This is a genomic window from Streptomyces sp. NPDC127084 (assembly GCF_042724175.1).
In the GTDB taxonomy this organism is placed as follows: Bacteria; Actinomycetota; Actinomycetes; order Streptomycetales; family Streptomycetaceae; genus Streptomyces.
The window spans coordinates 1,269-19,088 of record NZ_JBHXFA010000141.1; the positions used below are offsets into that span (position 1 = coordinate 1,269).

At 70.8% G+C, this 17,820-nt stretch carries 17 protein-coding genes; 9 read left to right on the forward strand and 8 right to left on the reverse strand.

The annotated features are described in order from the left end of the window. Positions 1-508 precede the first annotated feature (508 nt). Together scy and mce are read right to left on the reverse strand one after the other, a co-directional pair. Positions 509-4,489 (reverse strand): polarized growth protein Scy, encoded by a 3,981-nt coding sequence (scy, locus tag ACFWI9_RS26645; RefSeq protein WP_387165717.1) that lies wholly within the window; start codon positions 4,487-4,489, stop codon positions 509-511. A 178-nt stretch (positions 4,490-4,667) separates the two neighbouring features. Next, complete coding sequence (mce, locus tag ACFWI9_RS26650) at positions 4,668-5,108, reverse strand: methylmalonyl-CoA epimerase (RefSeq protein ID WP_387165688.1); 441 nt, start codon at positions 5,106-5,108, stop codon at positions 4,668-4,670. A gap of 148 nt (positions 5,109-5,256) precedes the next feature. Here mce and ACFWI9_RS26655 point away from each other — a divergent pair, with 148 nt between their 5' ends. Both ACFWI9_RS26655 and meaB read left to right on the forward strand, forming a co-directional pair. Continuing rightward, complete coding sequence (locus tag ACFWI9_RS26655; RefSeq protein ID WP_387165690.1) at positions 5,257-6,459, forward strand: acetyl-CoA C-acetyltransferase; 1,203 nt, start codon at positions 5,257-5,259, stop codon at positions 6,457-6,459. A gap of 63 nt (positions 6,460-6,522) precedes the next feature. Continuing rightward, positions 6,523-7,479, forward strand: coding sequence for a methylmalonyl Co-A mutase-associated GTPase MeaB (gene meaB, locus ACFWI9_RS26660; protein ID WP_387165692.1), 957 nt, complete (start codon positions 6,523-6,525; stop codon positions 7,477-7,479). A 279-nt stretch (positions 7,480-7,758) separates the two neighbouring features. Here the strand turns inward: meaB and ACFWI9_RS26665 are convergent, their stop codons facing one another. From ACFWI9_RS26665 to ACFWI9_RS26680, 4 genes are all read right to left on the reverse strand, one after another. Then, the gene (locus ACFWI9_RS26665) at positions 7,759-8,235 is read right to left on the reverse strand and encodes a MarR family winged helix-turn-helix transcriptional regulator (protein WP_387165694.1); all 477 of its coding nucleotides are present in this window, start codon (positions 8,233-8,235) and stop codon (positions 7,759-7,761) included. 119 nt (positions 8,236-8,354) lie between these two features. Then, the gene (locus ACFWI9_RS26670) at positions 8,355-9,143 is read right to left on the reverse strand and encodes an AIM24 family protein (protein ID WP_387165695.1); all 789 of its coding nucleotides are present in this window, start codon (positions 9,141-9,143) and stop codon (positions 8,355-8,357) included. Then, the gene (locus ACFWI9_RS26675; RefSeq protein ID WP_387165697.1) at positions 9,140-9,790 is read right to left on the reverse strand and encodes an AIM24 family protein; all 651 of its coding nucleotides are present in this window, start codon (positions 9,788-9,790) and stop codon (positions 9,140-9,142) included. Before ACFWI9_RS26675 ends, ACFWI9_RS26670 begins: the two co-directional genes overlap by 4 nt. Then, positions 9,790-10,422, reverse strand: coding sequence for an AIM24 family protein (locus tag ACFWI9_RS26680; RefSeq protein ID WP_387165719.1), 633 nt, complete (start codon positions 10,420-10,422; stop codon positions 9,790-9,792). Before ACFWI9_RS26680 ends, ACFWI9_RS26675 begins: the two co-directional genes overlap by 1 nt. Positions 10,423-10,609: 187 nt before the next feature. Here ACFWI9_RS26680 and ACFWI9_RS26685 point away from each other — a divergent pair, with 187 nt between their 5' ends. Next, on the forward strand, positions 10,610-10,954 hold the full coding sequence (locus ACFWI9_RS26685; protein WP_387165699.1) for a DUF3817 domain-containing protein: 345 nt from the start codon (positions 10,610-10,612) through the stop codon (positions 10,952-10,954). Beyond that, positions 10,951-11,244: an MTH1187 family thiamine-binding protein gene (locus ACFWI9_RS26690; RefSeq protein WP_387165701.1), complete on the forward strand. Its 294-nt coding sequence runs from the start codon at positions 10,951-10,953 to the stop codon at positions 11,242-11,244. The genes ACFWI9_RS26685 and ACFWI9_RS26690 overlap by 4 nt, the downstream gene beginning before the upstream one ends. Positions 11,245-11,522: 278 nt before the next feature. Here the strand turns inward: ACFWI9_RS26690 and ACFWI9_RS26695 are convergent, their stop codons facing one another. Then, positions 11,523-11,720, reverse strand: coding sequence for a hypothetical protein (locus ACFWI9_RS26695; RefSeq protein WP_387165703.1), 198 nt, complete (start codon positions 11,718-11,720; stop codon positions 11,523-11,525). Positions 11,721-11,857: 137 nt separating this feature from the next. Here ACFWI9_RS26695 and ACFWI9_RS26700 point away from each other — a divergent pair, with 137 nt between their 5' ends. Beyond that, positions 11,858-12,601, forward strand: a complete 744-nt coding sequence (locus ACFWI9_RS26700) for a helix-turn-helix domain-containing protein (RefSeq protein ID WP_387165705.1) — start codon at positions 11,858-11,860, stop codon at positions 12,599-12,601. 62 nt (positions 12,602-12,663) lie between these two features. Here the strand turns inward: ACFWI9_RS26700 and ACFWI9_RS26705 are convergent, their stop codons facing one another. After that, on the reverse strand, positions 12,664-13,659 hold the full coding sequence (locus tag ACFWI9_RS26705) for a DUF5937 family protein (protein WP_387165707.1): 996 nt from the start codon (positions 13,657-13,659) through the stop codon (positions 12,664-12,666). A gap of 81 nt (positions 13,660-13,740) precedes the next feature. Between ACFWI9_RS26705 and ACFWI9_RS26710 the strand changes: the two genes are divergently transcribed. The 4 genes from ACFWI9_RS26710 to ACFWI9_RS26725 all read left to right on the forward strand — a co-directional run bounded on the left by ACFWI9_RS26710 (position 13,741) and on the right by ACFWI9_RS26725 (position 17,740). Then, positions 13,741-14,994 (forward strand): MFS transporter, encoded by a 1,254-nt coding sequence (locus tag ACFWI9_RS26710; protein WP_387165709.1) that lies wholly within the window; start codon positions 13,741-13,743, stop codon positions 14,992-14,994. A gap of 33 nt (positions 14,995-15,027) precedes the next feature. Next, positions 15,028-15,537: a MarR family winged helix-turn-helix transcriptional regulator gene (locus ACFWI9_RS26715; protein WP_387165711.1), complete on the forward strand. Its 510-nt coding sequence runs from the start codon at positions 15,028-15,030 to the stop codon at positions 15,535-15,537. A 74-nt stretch (positions 15,538-15,611) separates the two neighbouring features. Further along, entirely contained in the window at positions 15,612-15,944 is a 333-nt protein-coding gene (locus tag ACFWI9_RS26720; protein WP_387165713.1) for a DUF3817 domain-containing protein, read from the forward strand. A gap of 95 nt (positions 15,945-16,039) precedes the next feature. Beyond that, a complete protein-coding gene (locus ACFWI9_RS26725; protein WP_387165715.1) occupies positions 16,040-17,740 on the forward strand; it encodes a methylmalonyl-CoA mutase in 1,701 nt (566 codons plus the stop codon). Positions 17,741-17,820 lie beyond the last annotated feature (80 nt).

The following is a 17,820-nucleotide window of genomic DNA, read 5'->3' on the forward strand; positions in this document are numbered from 1 at the left end:
GGGGGCGGGCGGGCGGGGGGGGGGGGGGGGGGGGGGGGGCGGGGGGGGGGGGGGGGCGCCGGCGGCGCTGTTTCCCCGGCCATCCCGTCGCGCATGGCCGAAAACCGTCATCGGAGATCCGCCTCGGCGCGAGCCACCTCTGCGTCGTACTCGCTCACGTCGAAGCCGAACTCCAGCGGTCGGCCCTCGAAGTGGGGTACCCGCAGGTCCGACCACTGGACGCCGCCGTCATTCGCCCACAGTGTGGCTCATCTGCCGCGGACTGGGGAGCCCCACGGGCGCTTCCGTCACGAGGTCCACGCACCCTGGGCCCGCTGCCTGCCCCACCACGTCTTCCCCGTTGACCCGCAGACGCGGCTGAGCGGGGAACCGCTCCGAACCTCGTCAGTCACGACCCAAGTCCGGACACGACCCAAGCTGGTCCGGCCCGAGGACGCCGCCCCATGCACCGGGCAGGCATCGCGGGCGCGCACTTCGGGTGTACGGCGCCGTGTGCCGGCTGTGGGGCTCAGGAATCGGACGGCTTGCCGCCCGACCGCGTGCCCCCGGCCGACGCACCCGCCTTGACCGCGCCGGCGGCGCCGGGGGAGGGCTTCCCCCCGCCCTTCGCACCAGCCGGCGCCTCGAACGACTCCAGTGCCTCCAGCACGTCCTGCACCCGGGAGATCTCCGCCTGGATGTCCTCCCGCCGGCGCACCAGCACTTCGAGCTCCCGCTTGCCGTCCGCGACCAGGCGGTCCGCCTCCCGGTCCGCCTCCGCCTTGACGGCCTCGGCCTCCCGGACGAGCTCGGCCTTCTTCTGCTCGGCCTCCTTGAGCAGTGCCTCGGCCTTCTTCACCGCGGCGATGCGCACCTTGCCGGCCTCCGAATTGGCCTCCGAGACCAGCTCCTTGGCCTTCGCCGCGGCCTCCTCCTGCTGCTCGGTCGCCGCCTTGACCAGCTGGTCGGCCCGCTCGCCCGCGGACTTCAGCTGTTCGGCGGCCTCCCTGCGGGCCCGCTCGTGCAGCTCCTCGATCTCGCCCTCGACCCGGGCGCGCAGCTCCTCCGCGCGCTCCCTGATGGCGGTCGAGTCCCGGCGGGCGCCCACGAGGAGCTCGTCGGCGTCCGTACGGGCCTTCTCCACCAGTCCGTTGCCCTCGACCCGGGCAGCGGCCACCAGCCTGTCGGCCTCCTTGCGGGCAGCGCCCACCATGGTGTCGGCCTGCTCCTCGGCATCGGTTGCGGCGCGCAGCGCCTCCTCCTGGGCCTTGCCGATGAGCTGGTCGGCCTGCTCGGCGGCGTCCGAGCGCCGCTTCGCCGCGTCCCGGCGCGCTTCGTCCAGGACGCGGTCCGCCTCCTCCTCGGCCTTCGTACGCAGTTGCTCGGCCGCGCTCTCGGCCTCCGCGCGCAGCTGCTTCGCCTCGGCCCGAAGACGGTCGGCGGCCTGCTGGGCGGAGCCCACGGTCTCCGCCGCCTCGGCCCTGATCCGGTCCGCTTCCGCGGTCGCCTCGGCGAACAGCTGGTCCGCCTGCTCGGCCGCGTCGGCGCGGCGCTTGTCCGCGGCCTTGCGGGCCTCGTCCAGCACCTGCTCGCCTTCCGCGCGGGCCGCGGCGCGCAGCTCCTCGGCCTGGGCTTCGCCCTCGGCCTTGGCCTGCTCCGCCTCGGCGCGCAGCCGTGCCGCGTCCTCTTCGGTGACCGACAGCAGCTCGGCGGCCTCGGTGGTGAGCCGGTCGGCCTCGCTCGTCGCCTCGCCGATCAGCCGGTCCGCCTGGGCCGCCGCCTCGGAACGGATGCGGTTGGCGTCCTCACGGGCGTCGGCACGGGTCCGCGAGGCGTCCTGCTCGGCCGACGCCACCGCGTCCGACGCCTCCGTACGCATCCGCTGGACGTACGCCGAGGTGTCCGCGCGCAGCCGGTCGCTCTCCGAGATCGCGTCGGCCATGGTCCGCTCGGCGAGTGCCCTCGCGGCCTCCGCCTCCTCGTCGGCGCGGGCCCGTACCCGGCCCGCGTCCTCGGCGGCCCGCTCCCGCTCCGCGTACGCGTCCGCGCGGACCCGGTCGGCCTCCTCCTGCGCCTCGGTCCTCGTGCGCTCGGCCGCGTGCTCGGCGACACTGCGCAGTCCGGCGATCTCCTGCTCGGCCTGCTCCTGGAGACCGGACACGGAGTCCCGCACCTGCTGGGCGGTCTGCTCGGCGGCCGTCACCATCTCGGTGGCCCGCCGGTCCGCGTCCTCGACCAGCCGCTGCGCCTCGGCCTGTGCCTCCTCGACCCGCTTACGGGCGGCGGCGAGCAACTCCTCGCTCTGCTCGCGAGCCAGCTCCCGCTCCTGGTCGGCCTCCGAACGGGCCCCGGTGAGGATCTCCTCGGCCTCCCGACGGCGCCGGGACGCCTCCTCCTGTGCGGCGGTCAGTGCCTCCGTGGCCTCCTGGCCGACCCGCTCGGCGGCGGCAGCCGCCTCGGTGCGCAGCCGGTCGGCGGTCTCCTGCGCCTCCGCCGACAGCCGCTCGGCCTCGGTGGCGGCCTCGGTGCGCAGCCGCACCGCCACCGCCTCGCCCTCGGCGCGCGAGGCGGACGCGTCGGACGCTGCCTCTGTGCGCAGCCGTTCGGCTTCCTGCTCGGTCTGCTCCTGGAGCGCCCGGATCCGCTCGGCGGCCTCGGCACGCAGCCGCTCGGTCTCCTCCGCGGTCTCCCGGCGCAGCTGCTCCGCTTCCACCCGGGCCTCGGACAGCGCCTGCTCGGCGGACTCGGCGCGGGTCTGCGCCTCGGAGTGCAGCCGGGTCAGCTCCTCGTCCGCCTCCCGGCGGCGGGCCACGGCGGCGCGCGCCGCCTCCTCGCGTACCTCGGCGGCGGCCCGCTCGGCGGCGGCCTTCATCTCGTCGGCCTGCTCTTCGGCCTCCGTACGCAGCCGGTCCGCCTCCGCGCGGGTGCGCTCCAGCGTCTCCTCGGCCTGCCGGCGCAGGGTCGTGGCGCGCTCGATGGCCTCGGTACGGACCCGCTCGCTGTCCGCCGTCGCCCCGGAGCGCACCTCGTCGGCGTCCGCCTTCGCCTTGGTCAGCAGCTCCTCCGCCGACCTGGCCGCCTCCTCGATCTGCTGGACGGCGTCACGGCGCGCCTCGCTGCGGATCTGCTCGCCCTCGGCGACCGACTCCGACCGCAGCTGCTCCGCCTCACCGCGCAGCCGCCGCGCCTCCTCCTGGAGCTCGACCGTCTTGGCGCGGTACTCCTTGGTGTCGTCCTTTGCGGCGCCCTTGAGCTCCTCGACCGTGTCATGGGCCTCGGCGCGCAGCCGGTCGGCCTCCGACTCGGCCTCCCGGCGGATCCGCTCGGCTTCCTCGGCGGCCTTCCGCGTGGTCGCCTTGGCCTCCTCGGAGGCCTTGTTCAGGACCTCCTCCGCGGTACGGGCGGCCTTCGCGAGCTGCGCCGCGGAGTCCTCGGCTGCGACGGTACGGGCCTTGTCGCCCGCCTCCGCGAGGACCTTCTCGGCCTCCGCGCGGGCATCCGCGAGCGCCTGCTCGGCTTCGCCCTTGAGGTTCTCGGCCTCCTTGGTGGCCTCGGCCACCAGCCGGGCGACCTCCGACTTGGCCGTACGGGTCCGCTGCTCGCTCGCCGACTCGGCGCCCGCCAGCGCCTTGGCCGCCGACTCCTTGGCCTCGGCGACCAGCTTCTCGGCCTCGGCGCGCGCCTCGCGCAGCTTCTCGTCGGCCTCCTGCGTGCGCTGCTCCGCGGCCCGGCTGAGCTCAGTGGCCTGCTGGCGGAGCTGGTCGGACTCGGCCGTGCTGGACGAACGCAGCCGCTCGGCGTGACTGGTGGCCTCCTGGGCCTGGGTGGAGGCGGCGTTCAGCAGCCGCTCGGCGTCCTTGCGGGCCCGCAGCAGGATCGCCTCGGCCTCGCTGCGAGCCGACTCAGCCTGGGACGACATCCGCTGCCGGGTCTCCTCGGCCACCCGGGTGGCCTCGGCGCGCGCGGCGGCCAGCTTCTGCTCGGCCTCGGCTCGGGACTCGTCGAGCAGCCGACGGGCCTGGGCCTCGCTGCGGGCACGCAGCTGCTCAGCCCACGCCACGTTCTCGTTGACATGCGCTTCGACGGTCTGGCGGCGCTCGGCCAGCTCCTGGTCGAGACGCTGACGGCGCTGGTTGGCCTCGGCGTGGAGCTCGGCCTGGAGCCGCGCCTGGTGCTCCGCGTGCTCCTGGAGGATGCGCTGGGTCTGCGCCCGGGCCTCCCTCAGCTCCCGCTCGGCGTCCGAGCGGAGCTGGTCGGCCTGGATCTGGGCGTTGCGGAGCAGCTGCTCGGCCTGGTAGCCCATGTCCGCGCTCTCGTACGCGGGACGCGTCGCGAGCGTACGGCGCGCCTCGTGCAGCTTCGCACGCAGCACCTCGACCTGGTACCCGAGGTCCTCGGCGTGCTGGACGGCCTTCTCCCGCTCCGTCCGCAGCCGGTCCATCTCGGCTTCGAACCGCGAGAGATGGTCGTCGTCAGCTCGGTGGCTCTCCTGGCGTTCGTAGCCCCGCACTGCGCCGTCCCATCCGTCCCCTGGTCGCAACTCTGTACAGACGAGCACCGTTCCACGGTGAACGGCCCCCCGGGGACATGGTGGCAGATCGAACATCGCCCGCGGACAGCGCTGTGGCGCGGCTCCGCTCCGGCCCCGGCCCGGAGCCGCCCACTCTACCGGGCCGGGAATCCGGAGGTCAGTGCTCCGCGGATGACGGGTCGGCCGAGGTGACGAGCTCGGTCAGCACTCCGTGGCAGTCCTTGGGGTGCAGGAAGGTGATCCGGGACCCCATGGAGCCGATGCGCGGCTCGTCGTACAGCACGCGCACGCCCTTGCTCCGGATGTCGTCGGCGGCGCCGTCCACGTCCGCGGTGCCGAAGGCGATGTGGTGCACACCCTCGCCGTTCTTGGCCAGCCACTTCCCGACCGCGGAGTCCTCTCGGGTGGGCTCAAGCAGCTGGAGGTACGAGGCTCCGCCGTCCGAGGTCTCGTTGATCTTGAGCATGGCCTCGCGGACGCCCTGCTCCTCGTTGACCTCGGTGTGGAAGACCTCGAAACCGTAGGTGGCCTTGTAGAACTCAACGGTCTTGTCGAGGTCGAAACAGGCGATCCCGATGTGGTCGATTCGCGTCAGCATGGCTCCAGTGGAGCGCCCGTGTGATGGTTACGCAACGTGCGCGCCATCACACCGGCTTGCCGATGACCGGGACGCGAACCCCTCAGTACAGTTCGAGTAAACCCTCGTTCACTCCTCAGCCGCCGCGCTGGAAGGGGATCCCCATCTCATGTCCGGAACGAACAGCACCACGTCCGTGATCGTCGCCGGCGCCCGCACCCCCATGGGGCGGCTGCTCGGCTCTCTCAAGTCCTTCTCCGGCGCCGATCTGGGCGGTTTCGCGATCAAGGCGGCGCTGGACCGGGCCGGGATCGGCGGCGACCAGGTCCAGTACGTGATCATGGGCCAGGTCCTCCAGGCCGGCGCGGGCCAGATCCCGGCCCGCCAGGCGGCCGTCAAGGCCGGTATCCCGATGAACGTCCCGGCGCTCACCATCAACAAGGTGTGCCTCTCCGGACTCGACGCGATCGCGCTGGCCGATCAGCTGATCCGCGCCGGTGAGTTCGACGTGATCGTCGCAGGTGGCCAGGAGTCCATGACCAACGCCCCGCACCTGCTGCCGAAGTCCCGCGACGGCTTCAAGTACGGCGCGGTCGAGATGCTCGACGCGATGGCGTACGACGGTCTCACCGACGCCTTCGAGGGCATCGCCATGGGCGAGTCCACGGAGAAGCACAACACCCGCCTCGGCATCGCCCGCCCCGAGCAGGACGAGATCGCCGCGCTGTCCCACCAGCGGGCCGCCGCCGCGCAGAAGAACGGTCTCTTCGAGGCCGAGATCACCCCGGTGGAGATCCCGCAGCGCAAGGGCGAGCCGGTGCTCTTCAGCAAGGACGAGGGCATCCGCGCCGAGACCACCGCGGAGTCCCTCGGCAAGCTGCGTCCGGCCTTCGCCAAGGACGGCACGATCACGGCCGGTACCTCCTCGCAGATCTCCGATGGCGCCGCCGCGGTCGTGGTGATGAGCAAGGCCAAGGCGCAGGAGCTCGGCCTGGAGTGGATCGCCGAGATCGGCGCCCACGGCAACGTGGCGGGCCCGGACAACTCGCTCCAGTCGCAGCCGTCCAACGCGATCAAGCACGCCCTCAAGAAGGACGGCCTCGAGGTCTCCGACCTCGACCTCATCGAGATCAACGAGGCGTTCGCCGCGGTCTCCGTGCAGTCGATGAAGGACCTCGGGGTGTCCCCGGAAAAGGTGAACGTCAACGGTGGCGCGATCGCCCTTGGCCACCCGATCGGCATGTCCGGCGCCCGGATCGTGCTTCACCTGGCGCTGGAGCTGAAGCGGCGCGGTGGCGGTGTCGGCGCCGCGGCGCTGTGCGGTGGCGGCGGTCAGGGCGACGCGCTGATCGTGCGCGTCCCCGCCAAGTGACCGTCGAGCCGGTCAGGGTAACCATCGATTGATCGAGTCTCATCCGTCGAACGGAGCAGCGTGATGGTGGACGTCCCCGAGCTGGTCGCCCAGGCGAGGGAAGGCCGGCCGCGGGCCGTGGCCCGGCTGATCTCCCTTGTCGAGGGAGCGGCCCCCCAGCTTCGCGAGGTCATGGCGGAGCTCGCTCCGCTGACCGGCGGCGCGTATGTGGTGGGGCTGACCGGTTCGCCGGGTGTCGGCAAGTCGACGTCCACCTCCGCGCTGGTGACGGCGTACCGGAAGGCGGGGAAGCGGGTCGGCGTGCTGGCCGTCGACCCGTCCTCGCCGTTCAGCGGGGGAGCGCTGCTGGGTGACCGGGTCCGGATGTCGGATCACGCCTCGGACCCGGGCGTCTACATCCGTTCGATGGCCACCCGCGGCCATCTCGGCGGCCTCGCCTGGGCCGCACCGCAGGCCATCCGGGTGCTGGACGCCGCGGGCTGCGATGTGGTCCTGGTCGAGACGGTGGGTGTCGGCCAGTCGGAGGTGGAGATCGCCTCCCAGGCCGACACCTCGGTGGTGCTGCTCGCGCCCGGTATGGGCGACGGGATCCAGGCCGCCAAGGCGGGCATCCTGGAGATCGGCGATGTGTACGTGGTCAACAAGGCGGACCGCGACGGCGCCGACGCCACCGCCCGCGAGCTCAACCACATGCTCGGTCTCGGTGAGTCCCGTGGACCGGGCGACTGGCGGCCTCCGATCGTGAAGACGGTCGCGGCACGGGGGCAGGGCGTCGAGGAGGTCGTCGAGGCCCTGGAGAAGCACCGCGCCTGGATGGAGGAGCACGGCGTCCTCACCGAGCGCCGCACCCGCCGCGCCGCCCACGAGGTGGAGACCATCGCCGTCACCCGTCTTCGCGAACGCATCGGCGACCTGCACGGCGACCGCCGCCTGGACGCCCTGGCGTCGCGCATCGTGGCGGGGGAGACGGACCCGTACGCGGCGGCGGACGAGCTGGTCGCCGGGCTCACGGGGGAGTAGCGACCGGCTGCCGCCCGCTCACCGGAGGCGGCGGTGGTGACCTGGTGCGCAGCGGCCGCTGACGCGTCCTGCCAGGTCGGGGCGGTGCGCGGCGAGATAGCCGGTGACGTGGTCGAACGCCTCACGGACCCCCCGACCAGGCTCCGGGTGCCCATGAGGTGGGCCGGTCTGCGCGCTCTCACCGGCATTGCGGCGCGGAAGGCAGTGCCCGGGGAAGCGGGCAGGCCGAGACGGGGCGGGGCGCCGGGCCCGTGTGCCGGACAGGCTGACGTCAGGCTGTCAGACCTTTCCGCGGCGCCCGCGCAGGTGCTCGGCGACCGGTGTCAGCGACGCCCGGAGGTCGGCCAGGGCCTCGGGGGACAGCAGGTCGATGAAGTGCTGTCGTACGGACTCGACGTGGTGGGGGGCGACGTTGCGCATGGTCTCCATCCCGTGGTCGGTGAGCACGGCGAACAGCCCGCGCCGGTCGGACTCGCAGTTCTCCCTGCGGACCAGGCCCGCGTTCTCCATCCGGGTGATCTGGTGGGAGAGTCGGCTCTTGGACTGGAGCGTGGCGGCGGCCAGATCGCTCATCCGCATCCGCAGGTCGTCGGACTCCGAGAGATTGACGAGGATCTCGTAGTCGTTGATCGTCAGGCCGAAGGGCTGCAGATCCTTCTCCAGCTGGTATGTCAACAGCCTGTTGACATCCAGGTAGGTGCGCCAAGCGCACTGCTCCGCGTCGGTCAGCCAGCGGGTGGCAGTTTCGGTCTCCATATATGGATACTAACCCTAAGAAGTTGAAATCCGTACGAAGTCTGGGAGTGGGGACTCGGACACCCGGCTTCCCCCGGCACGGGTGCAGACGTTCGACAACACACTCCGCAGACTACCGTTCACAGCCCGAAGCGCCTCTGTAGGTCCCCAAGCTGGCCGGGAAGGCGCGATGACGAGCCCTGCTGACCATGCGGCGCCCCATGCCCTCCGTGGCCGCCGCCCGGCACGCCGTCGGCGTAAGGCGCCGTACCGGTGGCCTGTTCCGGCATCAGCGTCTCGGTCGACTGGAGCAGCACCGTGCCCGCGCCGACGAACTCGAACTGGTGCTCCTCGCCGGACGCCCCGCCGATCCCGGAAAGCTGCCGCAGTCCGCCCATGACCCCGCTCATATAGCCGTGGTCGTAGTGGTGGCAGGGGGACGGGCAGTCCGCCCAGCCCACCAGCGCCTGCGGGTCCACCCGGATCGGCGGCTCCATGAACACCACGGGGCCGTTCGACGCGGCCACGAACTTGCCGGTGCCGATCAGGGTGAGGAAGCCAGGCACGATGGACTGCTTGAGCGCGAGTGAGGGCTGATAGGCCAGCAGATTCCCCGCCCGGATTGTCAGATTGCCGTCTTCCAGGTCGAAGGAGTTCACGTCGAACGCCCGGTCAGCGAGCAGCATCTTGCCGCTGCCCTCGGCCACCACCCAGTCACTCGCGTGCAGCGGGGAGTGGAAGCTGGTCCGCATCAGCCGGTCCAGCCTGCCGTGGCCGATCCCGTTGAACTCGATCTGCCCGTAGTAGGCGATCATCTTGCCCTTCTGCAGGAACCACTGGGAGCCCTTGAGCTCCACGCAGAAGGTGTACGCGTTGACATTGTCATCGCTCGGCAGGGTCATCGGGTCAAAGATGACAGGGGCGCTCACAGCTTCTCCTCCGACGCCTGGACGTAGACCGCGCCATTGCCGCTCAGCTCCAGCTGGAACGCCTCACCCGAGCCGCGCCCCACCATGTCGCGCCAGCCCAGCGCGGTGGAGAGCTTGTTGCGCACATCGCCGTGGTGGGCGACATACGCCTGCGGGTCCACATGGACGGGACGGCTCGGGGTGATCGGCAGCTCCAGTACTCCGCCGTGCGCCATCACCGCGACCGCGCCATGCCCCCGCAGGGTCGTGGTGAACAGCCCCTGGCCGGTGACCTGGCCGCGCACCATGCCCATGACCCCGCCCTGCGAGCCCATGAACATCGTGCCCTGCTCCAGCGACCCGTCGAAGGCGAGCAGCCGGTCGGCCTCCACGTACAGGGTCTCCCCGGTCAGGTTGATGACCTGCACGTGGTGCCCGCCGTGGCCGAACATCACGGTCCCTGATCCCTCGACCGTCATCAGCGGGGTCGTCTCGTTGGCCACCCGCCGCCCGATCATCGACATCAGCCCGCCCTGGCCGCCCGACATGTTCGGGGTGAACGACACCTGGCCCTTGTACGCGAGCATCGCGCCGCGCTGGCTGTACATCTTCTGGCCGGGCAGGAGCGTGGCCTCGACCATCTTGGAGTTGACCTCACGGAACGGCATCACACATCACCCCCGATGGTGTTCCGCTCACTCGGCTGCACGTACACAAGCCCGTCGCCCTCGAACCGGATCTGGAACGCCTCGCCGCCGCCCTCGCCCAGCAGGGTGCGGAAGGTGACCCCGGACTGGAAGCTCTGCTGCACGTTGCCCTGGTGGGCGATATACGCGCCTGGGTCGACGGACAGCGGGTACTGCGGGCTCACCCTCAGCACCACGGCCGGCCCGTCCGACATGATCGCCGCCTGGCCCGTGCCCTCGATGGTGGTCGTGAACAGCCCGTTCCCCGTCGCGCCGCCGCGAAGCCCGGTGAAGCTGGTGCCGGTGCGCAGCCCACCGTCCGTGCAGAGCAGGTTGCTGGACTCGACGTACAACTTGTCGCCGTGCAACGAGACGAGATTGATCTCGGACGCACGATCGGCGAAATAGCAGGTGCCCTGCCCCTTCACCTCCATCATGGTCATCTGCTCGCCGGTGAGCCGGCGGGTCACCATGCCTCGGATGCCCTCACCGCCACCGGACAGTTTCTTGAAGGCCATCTGGCCGTCGTACGCGACCATCGAGCCGTTCTTGGCCTTGACGGCGTCCCCGGTCATGTCGACGGCCAGCACCTTGCTGCCTTGAAGTCGGAACATTGCCACGGAGTGAAGGTACTCGGCGGGGGACGTTCCCGGACAGGCCCCTCGGAATGAACCTGACCCTGACCTGCCCCTGAGACCACCCGGGTAAAGATCGGGAAAAGACCGATGTCACAATGGGCGAGCTTGTGCGCCCATTCACAAGGCGCGTCGACGCTCGCCCCCCTCATCGAAGGTGCCTCACGTGGACATCAAGACCGCCTCCTCCCTCCACCGCCTCCGTCTCGTCTCCACCCCGGAGGCCGTGTCGTTCCTGCTGCTGCTCGTCTGCTCGGTGCTCAAGCGCACGACGGAGTTCAACGCGGTCCCGGTCATGGGCGCGGTCCACGGCCTGCTGTTCGTCCTCTATGTGCTCTTCTGGCTTGACGCCTGGAACCGCACCAAGTGGAGCTTCGGCACAGCCGCGCTGTACTTCGTCCTGTCCGTGCTCCCCTTCGGCGGCTTCGTCGCCGAACGCAAGCTGAAGCGCGAGGCCGAGGCCGCCGTGATCGCCACCCGCGCCCGCCGCGAAGGCGTGGTCCAGGCATGATCGTCGCCTTCTCCGTCACCCCGCTGGGCGTCGGCGAGGACGTCGGCGAGTACGTGGCCGACGCCGTCCGTGTCGTCCGCGAGTCCGGACTGCCCAACCGCACCGACGCGATGTTCACCTCGATCGAGGGCGAGTGGGACCAGGTGATGGACGTCGTCAAGCGCGCCGTCGCCGCGGTCGAGGAGCGGGCGCCGCGGGTGTCGCTCGTCCTGAAGGCGGATATCCGCCCGGGTGTCACCGACGGTCTGACGGCGAAGGTCGAGACGGTGGAGCGGCACCTGTCGCCCTGATGCGCCGTACGTGCCGCACACGTGAAGAAGCTCCCGGCCCGCGCCGGGAGCTTCTTGGCGTCCGCGGGGACGTTGGCCCTGCTGCCGGAGAGGCTAAGCGCGCGCCCCGCAGCGCGGGCACTCGCACGGCGGCCACACACGGGACATCAACGGCGAAAGGCCGTCCGTCTTCCGGATGGCCGTCTCGGGCTCCCAGGTGCGCCCGCTGTCCCGGGACACACGCAGTGTCAGCAGGGGTGGTCCGGCGTCCGTCCGTCCGCCCGTACTGCTATGGGTGCTCACAGGTGGCCCTCAGGGTGTCGCCGCAAGTAGACGTTGCAGTCGGTCACGGTCGTCATATCGCCCCCGGCGCGGGCGCGGTCACGGACAGCGGCGAGCTCGGAACATCCGGCGCACCCTGCGACGGGTTCGGGGTCGGGCTCCTGCCGCAACGGAAGTTCAACCGGGGGAGCGCTGTAGCGCGTGGGTTCGGTCATGGCGCGATCGTGGCCCATCCTCGGGGACGTATCTTGCCCCGTATTGCGGACAGTTGGGATGTCGTGGCACTAGGGTCGAAGAAAGCCCAAAAGGCCGGAGTGCGGGGGTTGACGTGAATGATGCACTTCGTTTGGCCATGGATGACGCCGGTCTGTCCGCCCGTCAGCTCGCCCGCCGGGTGGGGGTGTCCGCGAAGCAGGTGGAACGATGGCTCGGCAATCGTGATCTCACACCACACGCGAGAAACCGAGCGGACGCCTGCCGGGCGTTGGGAGTGGACGAAGAGATGTTGTGGCCCAAGGCTGTACAGGAGCGAGTGAAGACCGGGACCGACCGCGAGCTGGTCCGCAGCTATCCCTACCGGTCCGCTTGCCCCTCAACGGTCTGGGCGGAACTGGTCGAGTCAGCGGACGCCGAACTGTTCCTCGCCGGGTATACGAACTACTTCTTCTGGTCGCAGGTGCCCCACTTCGCCGACACGATCCGGCGCAAGGCCGAGACGGGGTGCCGCGTGCGGTTCCTGCTGGGAGATCCGGACGGGGAGGTGACGCGCCAGCGGGAGACGATCGAGGACGTGGCCCTGTCCGTGTCCACCCGTATCAGGATCACCCTGGAGCACCTTGACCGCCTCGGACCGCTGGACAACGTGGAAACCCGCTTCTCCGCTCCGCTGGACGCCACCAACCATGTGAGCCTGTCCGTGTTCCGGTTCGACGACGACGCACTGGTCACTCCCCATCTCGCACGTCTCGTGGGACACGACTCCCCGCTGCTGCATCTGCGCCGGCATGGCGGCGGAGGCATGTTCGACCGCTTCGCGGAGCACGGCGAGGAGCTGTGGGGGCGGGCTCGAGTCCGACCTCCTGGGACAGGTGCCTGACCGGTCCGCTCGCGGACACCCGAACGCGCCACGGCGGAGTGGGCCCCGGGCTTCTCGCATCCCTACGGACCCGGCTGCTCCGCCGCCAGCGCGATGCCCAGCGGCGTGCGCTCGTACAGCACCTGATGGCCGTAACGGCGTGAGCGCAGTAGGCCCGCGTCACGGAGCACCGACAGATGTGCCGAGACACTCGACGGCGCGAGGCCCAGGCGGTGGGCCAGGGCTGTGGTGCCGGTCGGGTCGTCCAGGGCGCGGAGGACCTCGGCACGCACCCTGCCGAGTAGGCGGGCCAGGGTCTCGGGGGTGCGGGTGGACGGGGGCGCCCAGAGGCCGGCGATGCCGCGGGCGGGATAGACGAGGGTCGGCTGCCAGGGTGGGTCGAAGCCGCTGATCACGTCCGGCCAGGAGAAGACACTGGGCATCAGCACCAGGCCCGCGCCGCCCAGGTCGCGGCGGTGGTCGCCGGTCTTGTCGAGGGTCAGGGTGGACGTTCCGTCCCACTCCAGTCGCGGGTGGAGCTCCCGCAGCATCCCTTCCAGACCCACATCCGCCAGCCGACGGGAGTGGTACGCGATGTCCGCCTCCAGCAGGGCGCGCAGCCGGGGCCAGTCCGGGGCGATCAGGGTGCGCCAGGCATGCTCGATCAGGTCGGCCAGTTCCCCTATCGCGCGCGCCGGGTCCGCGAGCATCGCCCGTGCCTCGGGGCGGTCCGACGTACCCGCGTCCGCGAGGGCCTGCGCCAGATCGTCCCGTGCCGACTCCGGGTCGGTGGCCCTGACCCGGGCGATCTCCTCGTCGAAGGTGGCCGCGGGGCCGATGGGCGGCGGGTAGAGGCAGTCCGGGTTGTGTCCCCGGTGCGGCATCAGTATCTGGAGCGGTGTGAAGTCGAGGTCCCCGGCGGTCCGCGCTCCGCGCAGCCGGCGCAGCCACGGCAGGTGGTAGCCGTGGCGTTCGGGGCGGGCGAGGGTGCGTACCGCCTCCTGGGTCTCCCAGAGCGGTGACAGCGCGAACCGGCAGCGCAGGGGATCGGCCTCGCCGAAATGGAGTGTGAAGGGCATCCCGACCCCTGCCGTGTCCGTCAAGATTCGTTTCCAGGCGAAAGTCTAGGACCGTCGGCGGTCCGGCGACAGGCTGCGATCATGACTGATCAGCTCGCGTCCGCCACTACCCCGACGGGCCCGGCCACCGGCTACCGCGGCGTCTTCGCCGTCGCCGAGTTCCGGGCGGTGTTCGCCGCGCACGCTCTCTCCCTCCTCGGGGTCGTGGTCAGCGAGATCGCCCTTACCGTGCTCGTCTACGAGCTCACCGGGTCCCCGCTGCTGAGTGCCCTCACCTTCGCCCTCGGCCTCCTCCCCTATCTCATCGGCGGCACACTGCTCGCCGGTGTCGCCGACCGCTACCCCGCCCGGCGGGTGCTGGTGCTCTGCGACCTGGTTTGCGCGGGATGCGTCGCACTGATGGTGCTGCCCGCGACCCCCATCGCGGGACTGCTCGCGCTGCGCTGTGCCGTCGCCGCCGTGGCCCCCGTGTTCAGCGGGACGCGCACGGCGACCCTGGCCGACATACTCGGGCAAGGCGAGCGCTTCGTGCTCGGGCGTTCGCTGCTGCGGATCGTGTCGCAGAGCGCTCAGCTCGTCGGATTCGGGCTCGGGGGAGTACTGCTGACCCTGCTGCCCGCACGCGGCGCCATCGCGATCACCGCCGTGACGTTCCTCGGCTCGGCTGCCCTGCTGCGGTTCGGGACGAGCCGCAGGCCCGCGCGGACGGGCGGGACCGGCGGCACGACGCTGCTCCGCGAGTCCCTCGAAGGCGCCCGCCTGGTGTTCCGGGACCGCCGCCTGCGGCTGCTCACCCTGATGTTCTGGGTGCCGCCGATGTTCGCCGTCGCCCCGGAGGCGCTGGCCGCCCCGTACGTCGACCGGATCGGCGCCGGAAGTGCCGCGCTCGGACTGCTGATGTGCGCACTGCCGGTGGGGCATATCGCCGGCGAGCTGCTCGCGGGGTCCGCCCTGAGCGCCCAGGCCCGCTCCCGTTCCGTGCTGCCGCTCGCCGTGTGCTCACTACTGCCGCTGCTGGTGTACGCGGTGCGCCCGGGGCTGTTGCTCGCCGTGCTCGTACTGCTGCTGGCCGGGCTGGGCTCCGCGTACAGCCTCGGCCTCGACCAGTGGTACGTGGCCGCCGTGCCCGAAGAGCTGCGCGGCCGGGCGATGACCCTGTTGACGGCCGGGATGATGACGCTGCAAGGCCTCGGTATGGCCGCGGCGGGTGTGGTGGCGGAGTTCGTGCCCGTACACCGGGCGGTCGCCGGCTTCGGAGCGGTGGGTGCCGGCTGCGTACTGGTGCTCGCCCTCCGTTTGCGGAACATCGGGTACCGAAGTCCGAGACGGGGCTGACCAGCATATGACCAGGTGGGTAAGGTCGGTGCCGTGCCCAAGCCGCTCAGCCTCCCCTTCGACCCCATCGCCCGAGCAGACGAACTCTGGCAGCAGCGCTGGGGCCCCGTGCCCTCGATGGCCGCGATCACCTCGATCATGCGCGCGCATCAGATCCTGCTGGCCGAGGTCGACTCGGTGGTCAAGCCGTACGGGCTGACCTTCGCCCGCTACGAGGCGCTGGTGCTGCTCACCTTCTCCAAGTCCGGTGAGCTGCCGATGTCCAAGATCGGCGAGCGGCTTATGGTGCACCCGACCTCCGTGACCAACACCGTCGACCGCCTGGTCAAGTCCGGCCTGGTCGACAAGCGGCCCAACCCCAACGACGGCCGGGGCACCCTCGCCTCCATCACCGCCAAGGGCCGCGAGGTGGTCGAGGCGGCCACCCGGGAGCTGATGTCGATGGACTTCGGGCTCGGTACGTACGACGCCGAGGAGTGCGCCGAGATCTTCGCGCTGCTGCGCCCGCTGAGGGTCGCCGCACACGACTTCGACGAGACGTGAGCCCCGAGGGGACGTGACGCGGGTCTCCCGACCCGCCGGAAGATCGCCCAAAGCGGACGGATACCCTCGGCGCCATGAAAAAGAGCGTGCTGACCCGCTACCGGGTGATGGCCTATGTCACCGCCGTCATGCTGCTGGTGCTGTGCACCTGCATGGTGTTCAAGTACGGCTTCGACATGGGCGAGGACGTCACCTTCGCGGTCTCCCAGGTCCACGGCATCCTCTACATCATCTATCTGATCTTCGCCTTCGACCTGGGCTCCAAGGCCAGGTGGCCGTTCGGCAAGCTGCTGTGGGTGCTGCTGTCCGGCACGATCCCGGGTGCCGCCTTCTTCGTGGAGCGCAACGTCGCCCGTGAGGTCGAGCCGCTGATCACGGGCGCGTCGCCCACTCCCGTCAAGGCGTAGCCGAGCGGGCGACCGGCAGGGTTCCACCGCCGCCGTACGCACGTACGGCGGTCTGCCATCGACATTTACTAGGACGTCCTAGTAAATTCGAAGGTATGGACGCTGACGCCATCGATGAGGGCCGCCGTCGCTGGCAGGCCCGGTACGAATCCGCCAAGAAGCGGAACGCCGACTTCACCACGCTCTCCGGTGATCCGGTCGAGCCCGCCTACGGGCCCAGGCCCGGTGACACCTACGAGGGCTTCGACCGGATCGGCTGGCCGGGCGAGTACCCGTTCACCCGCGGTCTGTACCCGACCGGCTACCGCGGCCGCACCTGGACCATCCGCCAGTTCGCCGGCTTCGGCAACGCCGAGCAGACCAACGAGCGGTACAAGATGATCCTGGCCGCCGGCGGTGGCGGGCTCAGCGTGGCCTTCGACATGCCGACCCTCATGGGCCGCGACTCCGACGACTCCCGCTCGCTCGGCGAGGTCGGCCACTGCGGCGTCGCCATCGACTCCGCCGCCGACATGGAGGTCCTCTTCAAGGACATCCCGCTCGGCGACGTCACCACCTCGATGACCATCAGCGGCCCGGCCGTCCCGGCCTTCTGCATGTACCTCGTCGCCGCCGAGCGGCAGGGTGTCGACCCCGGCGTACTCAACGGCACGCTCCAGACCGACATCTTCAAGGAGTACATCGCCCAGAAGGAGTGGCTCTTCGAGCCCGAGCCCCATCTGCGCCTGATCGGCGACCTGATGGAGTACTGCGCCCGCGGCATCCCCGCTTACAAGCCGCTCTCCGTCTCCGGCTACCACATCCGCGAGGCGGGCGCGACGGCCGCGCAGGAGCTGGCGTACACCCTCGCGGACGGTTTCGGATACGTCGAGCTCGGCCTCAGCCGGGGCCTGGACGTCGATGTCTTCGCCCCCGGGCTCTCCTTCTTCTTCGACGCGCATGTCGACTTCTTCGAGGAGATCGCCAAGTTCCGCGCCGCCCGCCGTATCTGGGCCCGGTGGATGAAGGAGGTCTACGGCGCCAAGACCGACAAGGCCCAGTGGCTGCGCTTCCACACCCAGACCGCCGGTGTCTCGCTGACCGCCCAGCAGCCGTACAACAACGTGGTGCGTACGGCCGTCGAGGCGCTCGCGGCCGTGCTCGGCGGCACCAACTCGCTGCACACCAACGCCCTGGACGAGACCCTCGCCCTGCCGTCCGAGCAGGCCGCCGAGATCGCCCTGCGCACCCAGCAGGTGCTGATGGAGGAGACCGGCGTCGCCAACGTGGCCGACCCGCTGGGCGGTTCCTGGTACGTGGAGCAGCTCACCGACCGCATCGAGGCCGACGCCGAGAAGATCTTCGACCAGATCAAGGAGCGCGGACTGCGGGCCCACCCCGATGGCAAGCACCCCATCGGGCCCATCACCTCCGGCATCCTGCGCGGTATCGAGGACGGCTGGTTCACCGGCGAGATCGCCGAGTCCGCCTTCCGCTACCAGCAGGCGCTGGAGAAGGGCGAGAAGCGCGTGGTCGGCGTGAACGTCCACCACGGCTCGGTCACCGGCGACCTGGAGATCCTCCGGGTCAGCCACGAGGTCGAGCGGGAGCAGGTCCGTATCCTCGCCGACCGCAAGGCGAAGCGCGACGACGCCCGTGTGAAGGCGGCTCTGGAGGCCATGCTGACCGCCGCCCGCGACGGCTCCAACATGATCGAGCCGATGCTCGACGCGGTGCGCGCCGAGGCCACACTCGGCGAGATCTGCGACGCGCTGCGGGACGAGTGGGGGACGTACACGGAGCCTCCGGGCTTCTGAGCCTCATCCTCGCCAAATCCCTGGAGTGTCGCGGGGGGGGGGGGGGGAGGCCCCCGGGGGGGGGGTGGGGGGGTGTGGGG